Origin of the sequence: Synechococcus sp. CCAP 1479/10 (assembly GCF_019038515.1) — a bacterium.
Classification (GTDB): Bacteria; Cyanobacteriota; Cyanobacteriia; order PCC-6307; family Cyanobiaceae; genus Cyanobium.
On record NZ_JAFKRJ010000026.1, the window covers coordinates 95,394 to 107,559 of the forward strand.

At 70.8% G+C, this 12,166-nt stretch carries 11 protein-coding genes and 1 pseudogene; 10 read left to right on the forward strand and 2 right to left on the reverse strand.

All coding sequences use genetic code 11. The features are described from left to right. Positions 1 to 6 precede the first annotated feature (6 nt). The 10 genes and pseudogenes from KUG39_RS08730 (at position 7) to KUG39_RS08775 (ending at position 9,962) form a co-directional block, all read left to right on the forward strand. Positions 7 to 873: an efflux RND transporter periplasmic adaptor subunit gene (locus tag KUG39_RS08730; protein WP_094584516.1), complete on the forward strand. Its 867-nt coding sequence runs from the start codon at positions 7 to 9 to the stop codon at positions 871 to 873. Beyond that, positions 870 to 2,036 carry an ABC transporter permease DevC gene (gene devC, locus KUG39_RS08735; protein WP_216914543.1) on the forward strand — a complete coding sequence of 389 codons (1,167 nt, stop codon included), beginning with the start codon at positions 870 to 872 and terminating at the stop codon, positions 2,034 to 2,036. The genes KUG39_RS08730 and devC overlap by 4 nt, the downstream gene beginning before the upstream one ends. A gap of 19 nt (positions 2,037 to 2,055) precedes the next feature. Then, complete coding sequence (locus KUG39_RS08740) at positions 2,056 to 2,799, forward strand: DevA family ABC transporter ATP-binding protein (protein WP_094584518.1); 744 nt, start codon at positions 2,056 to 2,058, stop codon at positions 2,797 to 2,799. Positions 2,800 to 2,841: 42 nt separating this feature from the next. Further along, on the forward strand, positions 2,842 to 2,997 hold the full coding sequence (locus tag KUG39_RS08745) for an Asl3888 family RNA-binding protein (RefSeq protein ID WP_011293689.1): 156 nt from the start codon (positions 2,842 to 2,844) through the stop codon (positions 2,995 to 2,997). A 115-nt stretch (positions 2,998 to 3,112) separates the two neighbouring features. Next, entirely contained in the window at positions 3,113 to 4,051 is a 939-nt protein-coding gene (locus KUG39_RS08750; protein ID WP_216914545.1) for a glycosyltransferase family 2 protein, read from the forward strand. Positions 4,052 to 4,158: 107 nt separating this feature from the next. Then, positions 4,159 to 4,875, forward strand: a complete 717-nt coding sequence (gene rpsB / locus KUG39_RS08755) for a 30S ribosomal protein S2 (RefSeq protein WP_094584520.1) — start codon at positions 4,159 to 4,161, stop codon at positions 4,873 to 4,875. 38 nt (positions 4,876 to 4,913) lie between these two features. Beyond that, complete coding sequence (tsf, locus tag KUG39_RS08760; protein WP_094584521.1) at positions 4,914 to 5,573, forward strand: translation elongation factor Ts; 660 nt, start codon at positions 4,914 to 4,916, stop codon at positions 5,571 to 5,573. 10 nt (positions 5,574 to 5,583) lie between these two features. After that, the gene (locus tag KUG39_RS08765; protein ID WP_216914547.1) at positions 5,584 to 6,684 is read left to right on the forward strand and encodes a hypothetical protein; all 1,101 of its coding nucleotides are present in this window, start codon (positions 5,584 to 5,586) and stop codon (positions 6,682 to 6,684) included. 35 nt (positions 6,685 to 6,719) lie between these two features. Next, the gene (gene recG, locus KUG39_RS08770; protein ID WP_353617366.1) at positions 6,720 to 9,206 is read left to right on the forward strand and encodes an ATP-dependent DNA helicase RecG; all 2,487 of its coding nucleotides are present in this window, start codon (positions 6,720 to 6,722) and stop codon (positions 9,204 to 9,206) included. Between the two features lie 36 nt (positions 9,207 to 9,242). Continuing rightward, a pseudogene (locus KUG39_RS08775) lies at positions 9,243 to 9,962 on the forward strand (M15 family metallopeptidase). Here KUG39_RS08775 and KUG39_RS08780 read toward each other — a convergent pair. Beyond that, positions 9,923 to 10,366: a hypothetical protein gene (locus KUG39_RS08780; RefSeq protein WP_216914549.1), complete on the reverse strand. Its 444-nt coding sequence runs from the start codon at positions 10,364 to 10,366 to the stop codon at positions 9,923 to 9,925. The pseudogene KUG39_RS08775 and the gene KUG39_RS08780 overlap by 40 nt on opposite strands. Then, on the reverse strand, positions 10,366 to 12,135 hold the full coding sequence (gene sir / locus KUG39_RS08785; protein WP_216914551.1) for a sulfite reductase, ferredoxin dependent: 1,770 nt from the start codon (positions 12,133 to 12,135) through the stop codon (positions 10,366 to 10,368). The genes KUG39_RS08780 and sir overlap by 1 nt, the downstream gene beginning before the upstream one ends. Positions 12,136 to 12,166: the final 31 nt, after the last annotated feature.

Genomic DNA, 12,166 nt, shown 5'->3' on the forward strand with positions numbered 1-12,166 from the left:
GCCGGCGTGGCGGGTCTGCTGGTGGGCGGCGTCGTCTTGTACCAGCGCCTGCAGCCCGCCAAGCCTCCGGCCGCCGCTGTCGCCCGTCCGCCGGCCCCGGTGGAGGCCGTGGCGGCCCTGGGCCAGCTGGAGCCCGACGGTGACGTGCGCATCCTGGCGGCGCCGATCACGGGCATCGGCGGCAGCCCCCGCATCACCGAGCTGCTGGTGGCCGAGGGTGACCGGGTGCGGGCCGGCCAGCTGCTGGCCCGTTTCGACAACCAGCCCCTGCAGCGGGCGGAACTCGAGCTGATCCGCACCCGGATCGCCAACCTCAGCCGCCGGCTCACCATCCAGACCCGCGACCTGGCGCGCTATCGCAAGCTGGCCAGCGACGGCGCCTATTCCGCCGCCGATCTGGATGTGCTTGAGCAGCGCACTCTGGAGCTCCAGGGGCAGCTGCAGGAGGCCCGGGCTTCCCTGGTCAAGGCCAGCACCGACCTGGTCAACACCGAATTGCGTGCCCCGATCGACGGAACGGTGCTGCGCATCCAGTCCCGCGTCGGCGAACGGCCCGGCGACAAGGGCATCCTCGAGCTGGGGGCCAGCGATCGCATGGAAGCCTCGATCGAGGTCTACGAAAGCGACATCGATCGTGTGCGTGTCGGCCAGGCCGTCACCCTCACCAGTGAGAACGGCGGCTTCGACGGCACCCTCCGGGGCACCGTGCGGCGCATCAGTCCCCAGGTCCGCCAGCGGGAGGTGCTCTCCACCGATCCCACCGGTGATGCCGATGCCCGCGTCGTCGAGGTGCGGGTGCGGCTCGATCCCCAGGATGGGGCGAAGGTCGCCGACCTCAGCGGCCTCAAGGTCATCGCCCGCATGCAGCCATGAGCCTCTGGCAGGGACGCCGCATCCCGCTGGCCTGGCTGCTGCTCACCCGCCAGCCGATGCGCCTGGCGGTGGCCCTGGCCGGGATCACCTTCGCCGGGATCCTGATGTTCATGCAGCTGGGCTTCCGCGACGCCCTGTTCGACTCCAGCGTCACGGTGCACAAGCTGTTCGACACCGATCTGGTGCTGCTCAGCCCCCGCAGCAAGAGCTCGATCAGCATGACCGGCTTCCCCGAGCGACGGCTCGTGCAGGCCAAGGCCGATCCGGACGTGACCGGCATCACCCCGGTGCACTGGAACCTGCTGCTCTGGCGCAACCCCCAGACCAAGGGCACGCGCTCGATCCTGGCCCTGGGTTTTGAACCGGGGGATCCCCTGTTCCTCGATCCGGCCGTCACCGCCATGGCGCCCCGCCTCACCCAGAAGGGCCGGGTGCTTTTCGACGACCTCTCCCGTGACGAGTTCGGACCGGTGGCGAAATGGTTCCGGGAGGGCCGGACCGTCGAGAGCGAGGTGGCCGGCAAGCGGCTGCGGGTGGCGGGCCTGTTCAGTTCAGGGCCCTCCTTCGGTGCCGACGGCAACCTCCTCACCAGCCGGGAAACCCTCCTGAGCCTGGTGCCGAACAACCCGCCCGGCAGCATCGAACTGGGTCTGATCCGCCTGCGCCCCGGGGCCAACCCCGCCCAGGTGGTGGACCGCTTGCGCCGCCTGCTGCCGGAAGACGTGACCGTGCTCACCAAGCAGGGCTTCCTGGATCTGGAGATGGACTACTGGCGCACCAGCACCGCCATCGGCTTCATCTTCACCCTGGGCGCCGCCATGGGCTTCGTGGTGGGCTGCGTGATCGTCTATCAGATCCTCTACTCCGACGTCAGCGACCACCTGCCGGAGTACGCCACCCTGATGGCCATGGGCTACAGCCTGCTCACCCTTCTGGGGGTTGTGGCGCGCGAGGGGCTGCTGCTGGCGATCTTCGGCTACGTGCCCGCCTACCTCGCCGGCCAGGTGCTGTATGCCGCCATCCATGCCGCCACCAAGCTGCCGGTGGCGATGGCCGGTGACCGGTCCATGACCGTCTTCCTGATGATCCTGGTGATGTGCATGGGGTCGGCGGCGATGGCAATGCGCAAGCTGGGCGACGCCGATCCGGCCGACATCTTCTGAGCCATTCCTTCCTGAGCCGATGACCACGCTCCACACCGGTTCCGCCCCGCCCGTGGCCGGCACGGCCGATGGCCTCGCCACGGTGTCGGTGCGGGGTCTCAGCCACTGGTACGGCTCCGGCGCGATGCGGCGCCAGGTGCTCCAGGGCATCGATCTGGAGATCCACCCCGGCGAAGTGGTGCTGCTCACGGGGCCCTCCGGCTGCGGCAAGACCACCCTGCTCACCCTGGTGGGGGCCCTGCGCCAGGTGATGGAGGGGTCGGTGCGGGTGCTGGGCTGCGAGCTGAACGGCTCCAGCCGCCATGAGCGCCAGCTGCTGCGCCGCAACGTCGGCATGATCTTCCAGGGCCACAACCTGCTCCGCTGCCTCACCGCCGAGCAGAACGTGCAGATGGGGGCCGACCTGCTGCCGGATCTGGGCTACCGCGCCCGCCGCGACCTCTCCCGCGAGTGGCTGCGGGCCGTGGGCCTCTCCGACCACCTCGGCAAGCTGCCCCACGACCTCTCCGGCGGTCAGAAGCAGCGGGTGGCGATCGCCCGGGCCCTCGCCGCCCACCCCCGCCTGCTCCTGGCCGACGAGCCCACCGCCGCCCTTGACAGCCGCACCGGCCGGGAGGTGGTGGAACTGCTCCAGCGCCTGGCCCGGGACGAGGGCTGCGGCGTGCTGATGGTCACCCACGACCCCCGCATCCTCGATGTGGCCGACCGCCTGGTGCGGATGGAGGATGGCCGGCTGTGGGCCGGTGAGGCCGTGGTCGGGTGAGTAGGGTGGAACCTCACAGTCTTTTCAAGGCTCGCATCACCTATGTCGAAACGCAGGAACCTCAAGAAGGAAAAGCAGGAGCGCAACCGGGCCTACGCCCGCAAGTTCAAGAAGCGCAAGCTGCGTAACGACGGCCGCGGTGAAGGGGCCGGCAACGGCGTGACCGGCACGGCCAACAACGGCGGCGCCGCCGACTGATCACGCCTGTCCGGTCATGGCGGCACCGGGGGGATTCGATCGGGATCCCCCTTTTTTCATGGCCGCCACGACCGACCCACCCGCTGCCAGCGGCCCTGCCTCGCACCGTCACCCGATGTTCATCAGCGTCGTCATCCCCACCTACAACCGGCTGCCGATCCTGCGCCAGTGCCTGCAGGCCCTGGAGCTCCAGGAGATCGACGGCCCCCTGCAGGCCTACGAGGTGGTGCTGGTGGACGACGGCTCCACCGACGACACGGTGCGCTGGCTGGATGCCCATGCCACCGCCTTCCCCCATCTGCGCCTGATCCGCCAGGACCACGGCGGCCCCGCCGAGGGGCGCAACCGCGGCGTGGAGCAGGCCCGCGGCGATGTGATCGTCTTCATCGACAGTGATCTGGTGGTGACGGAGCGGTTCCTGCTGCACCACGCCACGGCCCTGGCGCGGGCCTGGCAGGAGAGCGGCGACCGGCTCTGCTTCACCTACGGCGCCGTGATCAACACCCACAACTTCGAAGCGCCCACGTCGGAGCCCCACAAACTGCGGGATCTCTCCTGGGCCTACTTCGCCACCGGCAACGTGGCGATCGACCGCCGGGTGCTGGAGCAGTCGGGCCTGTTCGACACCGGCTTCCGCCTCTACGGCTGGGAGGATCTGGAGCTCGGGGAACGGCTGCGCCGCATGGGCGTGCGGCTGGTGCGCTGCCCCGAGGCCGTGGGCTACCACTGGCATCCGCCCCTGAGCCTCGAGCAGATCCCCGATCTGGTGCGGGTGGAGCGGGAACGGGCCAAGATGGGCCTGGTTTTTTACCGCAAGCACCCCACCCGGCGGGTGCGCTTCATCATCCAGTACACCTGGCTGCATCTGGCGCTCTGGGAGCTGCTCACCCTCGGCGGCCTGATCAATGAACGGACCCTGCGGCCCCTGCTGCGCTGGCTGATCCGCCACGGCAAGGCGGGGCTGGCGATGGAGCTGCTGCGGCTGCCCCTCAACCGCTTCGGGGTGCGGGCCCTCCATGCCGAAGCCCGCCAGCAGGGCCATTTGGTAGGTTGACCCGGTAACCCAACACCGCACACCTGCACGTTTCGGGTGATCCGGCCCCCTTTTCTGGGAGCGGCATCCCTGGCAGGTGGAGGCCAACCCGAAACCCCACAACCCCAATGGCTGTCGTCACTCTCGCCGAGATGATGGAAGCTGGTGCCCACTTCGGACACCAGACCCGTCGCTGGAATCCCAAGATGTCGCGCTACATCTATTGCGCGCGCAACGGAGTCCACATCATCGATCTCGTGCAGACCGCCGTCTGCATGAACAACGCCTACAAATGGACCCGCAGTGCCGCCCGCAGCGGCAAGCGCTTCCTGTTCGTCGGCACCAAGAAGCAGGCCTCCGAGGTCATCGCCCAGGAAGCCGCCCGCTGCGGCGCTTCCTACGTCAACCAGCGCTGGCTGGGCGGCATGCTCACCAACTGGAGCACGATGCGGGCCCGCATCGACCGCCTCAAGGACCTGGAGCGCATGGAGTCCTCCGGTGCCATCGCCATGCGGCCCAAGAAGGAAGCCGCCGTGCTGCGGCGTGAGCTCGACCGTCTGCAGAAGTATCTGGGCGGCCTCAAGAACATGCGCCGCCTGCCAGATGTGGTGGTGCTGGTGGATCAGCGCCGCGAGACCAACGCCGTGCTCGAGTGCCGCAAGCTCGACATCCCCCTGGTGTCGATGCTTGACACCAACTGCGATCCCGATCTCTGCGACGTTCCCATCCCCTGCAACGACGACGCCGTGCGTTCCGTGCAACTGGTGCTGGGCCGGCTGGCGGATGCCATCAATGAAGGCCGCCATGGAGCGCAGGATCAGCGCGGCGGCGACGACGACGCCTGAGCCGTTCTCTCCCTCCCGACCTCCCTCCCTCCCGACCCATGGCTGAGATCACAGCGAAGCTCGTCAAGGAACTGCGCGACAAGACCGGCGCCGGCATGATGGACTGCAAGAAGGCCCTCACCGAGTCCGGTGGGGATGCCACCAAGGCCGCCGAATGGCTGCGCCAGAAGGGCATCGCCACCGCCGAGAAAAAGGCCGGCCGTACGGCGGCCGAAGGGGCCGTCGGCAGCTACATCCACACCGGCGCCCGCGTTGGTGTGCTCGTGGAGGTGAACTGCGAGACCGACTTCGTGGCCCGCGGCGAACTCTTCCAGGAGCTGGTGCGCAACGTGGCGATGCAGATCGCCGCCTGCCCCAACGTGGAATACGTCAGCACCGACGACATCCCCCCCGAAGTGGCGGAGCGCGAGAAGTCCATCGAGATGGGTCGCGACGATCTCGCCGGCAAGAAGGAGGAGATGAAGGTCAAGATCGTGGCGGGGCGCATCGGCAAGCGCCTCAAGGAACTGGCCCTGATGGACCAGCCCTTCATCCGCGACAACACCGTGACCGTCGGTGAGATGGTCAAGTCGGCCGCCGGCAAGACCGGTGAGAACATCCGGGTGCGCCGCTTCACCCGCTACACCCTCGGTGAGGGCATTGAGGTGGAGCAGTCGGATTTCGCCGCTGAAGTGGCGGCGATGGGCAAGGCGGCCTGAGCCGGAGCCGTTGAGCGACCCGTCCGATTCGATCGATCTGCCGGGTCAGCTCCAGGCCCTGAACCGGCGGCTGACGCAGTCGAACCCGGAGCTCTACCGCCACGTCGCCCTGTACCTCCAGGTGCTGCGCCAGGCGCTGCCCCAGCAGGTCCGCCAGGCCTGCTTCCATCTCGCCACCCAGGTCCACCCCCAGCGCTACACCGAACTCCCGCTCGAGCGCCGGCAGCTCCTGCACGGCCAGATCCAGGAGCTGGTGGGGCGCTGCTGCAGCCTGCTCACGGTGGAGCACCTGGTGATCCTGGCGGCCCAGATCTCCCGGGAGCGCCAGCGCCGCGACCGTCACGACCGGGAGCAGCTGCTGGAGGAACTCACCTGGGAGGGGGAGAGCGGGGGCGGGGAACCGGAGACCCTGCCGCCGGGGTCGGTGCAGATCGACTTCGCCCCGCCCCTCGCCGGCGGATCCTTCCTCTGGGGTGCGCTGGGCCATGGGGAGGCTCCCCCTCCGGACACCGACGAAGGGGAGCGGGACGATCCGGACGACGCCCAGTTCGACGACCCTGACGAGGATTCCGAGGAGGGCCCCGAGGAAGGACCCTCGGACGAGACGAAGGGGCGGTCCGAACTGGAGGAGCTGGAGGATTCCCTCTGGCAGGCGGGGCGGCTTCCCGACGATCCCGAGCGGGTGCTGCGCTGGATGGACGGCATGGAGCTGGCCCTGGCCCGGCGCCTGCGCAACCTCTCCCATGCCATCAATGTGGAGCTGCTGCGTGGTGGTGTGAGCCGCAGCCTGCTGCCGGTGAGCCTGCTGGATGCGGTGCTGGCCGGCCAGCTGGAGACCATGGCCGCCCCCGCCAACCTGATGCGCTTGCCCCTGCCCTTCCCGGGAGCCCGCGGCCCCCAGGCCCAGACGCTGGCGGTGCTGCTGCGGCCCACCGATCTGGAGCTGGAGGAACCCCGCCTGCGCACCTGCCGGCGGCGGCTGCAGCAGCATCGCCAGGAGGTTCGCAGAATGGCCCAGCAGTTCCGTCGCCTGCAACGGCGGCTACGGATCCATCAGGCCGAACAGCTTTGGCTGCAGGACATCCGCCCCCCATCGATTCCGACCGACTGAACGGCACCCCCTCCGTGGAAGGTGCGGCCGCGTCCGTGTCCGAAGTTCTGGAGCAGGCCCTGGAGCGCTGGTGCACGCCCCTGCAGCTGGCCTGCCGCCTCGAGGCCGAAGCCGGCTTCGCTGATCTCCAGGGGCGCCGCGATCGCTTCAGCGGCTTCATCGGCAGTTCCCTGGCGGCGGCGCCGGAGGGGCTCGAGGCCGCCGAGCGCCAGCAGCTGGCCGCCCTGTCCCGGGACTTCGCCGGCTACGGCGCCCTGGCGCTGGCGGGCCGCCAGTCGCTGGTGCGGCGCCTGCGGCAGGCGCTGCATGAGCTGCGCCGCCGCCGGCAGGAGGTCCGGCCCGTGGGACCCCCACGCCTGCGGCTGGGGCCCCCTGATCCTGCGGTGGGGCCAACCGCCGGCGCTCCCCAGCGGCTCGATCCCCAGACCCCCCTGGCGGAGGTGCCCGGGATCGGCCCGAAGACCGCCACCCGCCTCGCCGCCCTCGGCCTGCTGGTGGTGCGCGATCTGGTGCACCACTACCCCCGCGACTACCTCGATTACGCCCATCTGGTGCGGATCGCGGCCCTGGAGCCTGGGCGCACCGCCACCATCGTGGCGACGGTGCGCCGCTGCCATGCCTTCGGCAGCCCCCGTAACCCCAACCTGGCGATCCTGGAGCTGCAGCTGCAGGACGTGACGGGTCGCCTCAAGGTGACGCGCTTCTTCGCCGGCCGCCGCTTCAGCAGCCCCGGCTGGCTCAAGGCCCAGCAGCGCCTGTATCCGATTGGGGCCACGGTGGCCGTCAGCGGGCTGGTGAAGGACAGCCCCTATGGCCCCTGCTTCGGCGATCCCCTGCTGGAGGTGCTGGAGGCCCCCGGAGCGCCGGTGCGGTCGGAGCGGATCGGACGGTTCGTGCCCGTCTATGCCCTCACCGAGGGCCTCAGTGGCGAGGCCCTCGCCCGGGCCATCGCCGCGGTGCTGCCGGCGGCGAGCCGCTGGCCCGATCCCCTGCCGGAGTCCCTGCGCCTGGAGCTGGGCCTGACGGGCCGTGGCGAGGCGCTGCTGGGGCTGCACCGCCCCGCCGACCGCGAGGAGCTGCAGCGCTGCCGCCGGCGCCTGGTCTTCGATGAGTTCCTGCTGCTGCAGCTGGCCCTGGGGCAGCGGCGCGAGCGCCTGCGCCGCTCTCCGGCCCCGCCGCTGCTCCTGCCCAGCGGCGGCGAGGACCTGGTGAGCCGCTTCCTCGACCTGCTGCCCTTTCCCCTCACCGGTGCCCAGAGCCGCGTACTGGCGGAGATCCGCGCCGACATGGAGCGCCCCCAGCCCATGGCCCGGCTGGTCCAGGGGGACGTGGGCAGCGGCAAGACGGTGGTGGCCCTGGCGGCCCTGCTGGGTGCCATCGCCGCCGGCTGTCAGGGGGCCCTGATGGCCCCCACCGAGGTGCTGGCGGCCCAGCACTTCCACAAGCTGGCCGGCTGGCTTCCCCAGCTCGACGTCAGCATCGAGCTGCTCACCGGCTCCACCCCCGCCCGCCGCCGCCGCCAGGTGCTGCAGGACCTGGTCAACGGCCAGGTGAAGCTGCTGGTGGGCACTCACGCCCTGCTGGAGGATCCGGTGCAGTTCGATCGCCTCGGGCTGGTGGTGGTCGACGAGCAGCACCGCTTCGGCGTGCGGCAGCGCAACCGGCTGCTGGCCAAGGGGCTCCAGCCCCATCTGCTCACCATGACCGCCACCCCCATTCCCCGCACCCTGGCCCTCTCGATCCACGGCGATCTGGACCTCAGCCAGATCGATGAACTGCCCCCGGGCCGCACGCCGATCCGCACCAGGCTGCTGCGGGGATCCGAACGCGCCGGCGCCTGGGAGCTGGTGCGCCAGGAGGTGGCCAAGGGGCAGCGGGCCTACGTGGTGCTGCCCCTGGTGGAGGAATCGGAGAAGCTCGATCTGCGCTCGGCGGTGGAGGTGCACCGCCACCTCGACGAGGAGGTGTTCCCTGAGCTCACGGTGGGGCTGCTGCACGGCCGGATGACCGGTGAAGAGAAGCAGCGGGCCATCAGCGCCTTCCAGGAGGGGCGCTCCCAGGTGCTGGTGTCCACGACGGTGGTGGAGGTGGGGGTGGACGTGCCGGAGGCGAGTGTGATGGTGATCGAACATGCCGAGCGCTTCGGCCTGGCCCAGCTGCACCAGCTGCGGGGCCGGGTGGGCCGGGGGGCCGCCGCCTCCCATTGCCTGCTGCTGCACGAGGGCGACAACGCCATGGCCCGCCAGCGGCTGGAGCTGCTGGCCCGCAGCGGCGACGGCTTCGAGATCGCCGAGATGGACCTGCGGCTGCGGGGCCCCGGCCAGGTGCTCGGCACCCGCCAGTCGGGGCTGCCGGACCTGGCCCTGGCGAGCCTCAGCGACGACGGAGCGGTGCTGGAGGAGGCGCGCACGGCGGCACAGCGGATTCTGTCGCAGGATCCCGACCTGGCCCGCCACCCGCATCTGCGCGGGGCCCTCGAGGCCCAGCGGCGCCGCTCGGTGGAGGCGGCCCAGTTGAATTGAGCCAGACCACCGGCCCGAGCCGGACCCGCCGCCCCCATGCCGCCCCTGCGCCCCTGGAGTCCGATCCCCATCGCCGATGGGGGCGAGCCCCTGGGCGATCTGCCGCCGAGCCTGTGGCGGCTGGAGCCCCATCCCTACCAGGCCCTGGGGGCTCCCTACGGCGCCGGTGCCAGCCCGTTCCGGCTGCGGCGCGGGGTGATCGATCGGCTGGAGCGGGCCCAGGAGCGGCTGCAGCTGCGCCGGCCCGAGTGGCGGCTGGCCATCTTCGACGCCTGGCGCCCCATCGCAGTTTAGGCGTTCATGGTGCGTTAGGCCTTCCGTGAGGCCTGCCGCGAGCGGGGCCTCGACCCCGACGCCTTCGGCCTCCTCCAGCAGGCCGTGGCGGCGGAGGTGGATCGCTTCTGGGCCCCACCGAGTGCCGATCCGGCCACCCCGCCCCCCCACAGCACCGGCGCCGCGGTGGATCTCACCCTGGCCGAGGCCAGCGGCCGCCCCCTGGCCATGGGCGGGGAGATCGATGCGATCGGCGCCATCTCCGAGCCCGACCACCACGCCGGGGCCGCCCCCGGCAGCGAGGCCGCCGAGTGGCACGAACGGCGCCGGCTGCTGGCGGCGGTGATGGAGGAATCAGGCTTCGCCCAGCACCCCAACGAGTGGTGGCATTTCAGCCACGGCGACCAGCTCTGGGCCTGGCGCCGCGGCGAACCGCAGGCCCTCTACGGCGCCGTGGCCGGTGCCGGGGACGGTGCGGGCTGAGCGGTGGCGGGTGCCGGGCTGCTGGTGGCGGGGATCACGGTGCCCGGCAGGGTCAGGCCCAGTTCCCGGAACAGCACGCTGGCCTGGGGGCGGGTCAGCAGTCCCTTCTGGACGCAGCGCTTGAGGCTGGCCAGGGTCATGTCGTCCTGCACGCGGCGCAGCTGGGCCAGCACCGCCGGGCTCTGGTCGGCGAAGGGCTGCAGATGGGTCTTGTAGGCGGCCCTGATGGCGTCCGGCTGGCAGGCCAGGGGATCGGACTGGAAGTACTGCACCGGGGCCTCGGGCGCCCGCGGCCGCTCCGCCGCCTCACTGGTCCGCCCTGAGCAGGGCAGCAGCCCCGCCAGCACCATGCCAAGAAGGGCGCCCAGAAGGGGCTGGACGGGGCCGGCGGTGGGGCGGCCCATCAGGAAGCGGCGAGCAGCCCGGTGACCCGCTCGGCCCCGATCCGCTCGATGAAGTCGCCGAAGCGGCTGCGGGGGCCGCCCTCGTCGCGCCAGGCCACCAGCAGGGGCTCCAGGGTGGCCTCGAGCTTCTCCAGAGGCATCTTCTCCAGGTAGGGGCTGGCCAGCCGCGTCAGGCCGTGGCTGCCGCCGAGCCACAGCTGGTAGGCGTCCACGGCGCTGCCCACCAGACCGATCTCGGCCATGTAGGGGCGGGCGCAGCCATTGGGGCAGCCCGTCATGCGCACCAGCAGCGGTTTGCGGATCTCCAGCCGCTCCAGCAGGGCCTCGAGGCGGTCGAGCACCTCGGGGAGGATCCGTTCGGCTTCGGTGATCGCCAGGCCGCACAGGGGCAGGGCCGGGCAGGCCAGGGCATGGCGGGCCAGGGGGGCCGGCGCCTCGGGGGCGGTGAGGCCGAGGGCCGCCAGACCCTCCCGCACCGACGCCCGCTGGGCGCTGCCGATGTTGCAGAGCAGCAGGTCCTGGTTGGGGGTGAGCCGCACCTCCAGCTGGTAGGTCTCGACGAGACGGCGCAGGCCGCTCTTGAGCTCCCCCTGCAGGCGTCCGCACAGCACCGGCAGGCCCACGAACCACAGGCCCGGGGACTGGCGATGCCAGCCCAGGTAGTCGGTGAGGACGGCGGGGGGCTCCCGGCGCATCCCCTTGATCGGATGGGGGAAGTACCGGCCCAGTTCGGTGCGGAACCAGTCCACCCCCCGGTCGTGGATCAGATATTTCATCCGGGCGTGGCGGCGCTGCTCCCGGTCGCCGTGGTCCCGCTGCAGGGCGACGATCGCCTGCACCAGCTCCAGCACATGGGCGGCGCCGACGTAGCCGAGGGGATCGGCGGTGCGGGCGAAGGTCTCGTCCTTGTTGTGGGTCCGGCCCATGCCACCGCCCACATAGACGTTGCAGCCCAGCGGCCGGCCGGAGGGGTCGCTGAACAGCACCAGGCCGATGTCCTGGGTCAGCAGGTCCACCGAGTTGTCCCCGGGGACGGTGACGGCCACCTTGAACTTGCGCGGCAGGTAGGTGGAGCCGTAGAGGGGTTCGGCCGCGTCACCGCTGAACACGGCTCCGCTCTCCTGCAGACGGCGCGCCTTCTTCACGGGGCCCTTGGGCTTGATGCGATAGCTCAGGTCGCCGTCGACCCAGAGGTCGAGGTAGGAGCCCTCGGCGGCCTGGGGGGCCAGCAGGTCGGCGATGCGATCGGCCAGCAGGCGGGCCTCCGGGTAGCCATCGCGCTCGAAGGGGGCGGCGGGGGCCATCACGTTGCGGTTGATGTCCCCGCAGGCCGACAGGGTGGAGCCCAGGGCCCGCACGATGCCGCCGATCACCTCCTTGAGGTCGGTCTTCTGGACGCCGTGCATCTGGAAAGCCTGGCGCGTCGTGATGCGCAGGGTGCCGTTGCCCAGCCGATCGGCGAGGGAATCCAGCGCCAGGTAAAGGGAGGTGGGGATGCGCCCGCCCGGGTTGCGCAGCCGCAGCATCATCTGCCAGTCCTTGTCGGCGCCCTTACGGCGTTTGTCCCGGTCGTCCTGCTGGTAACTGCCGTGGAACTTGAGGATCTGGACGGCGGGATCGGTGAAGCTGGGCAGATCGTTGTCCAGTTCGCCCGCCAGGGGATCATGCAGGTGGCCGCTGCCGGCCTTGAGCGCCTCCTGCTTGGTGGGGGGCTTGGCGGGGGGAGCCGATGGGAGCGACGTGCTGTCGGCGACCGTCGTCGAGGACATCGGCATGCGGAACGGTATCTGAACTGAAACT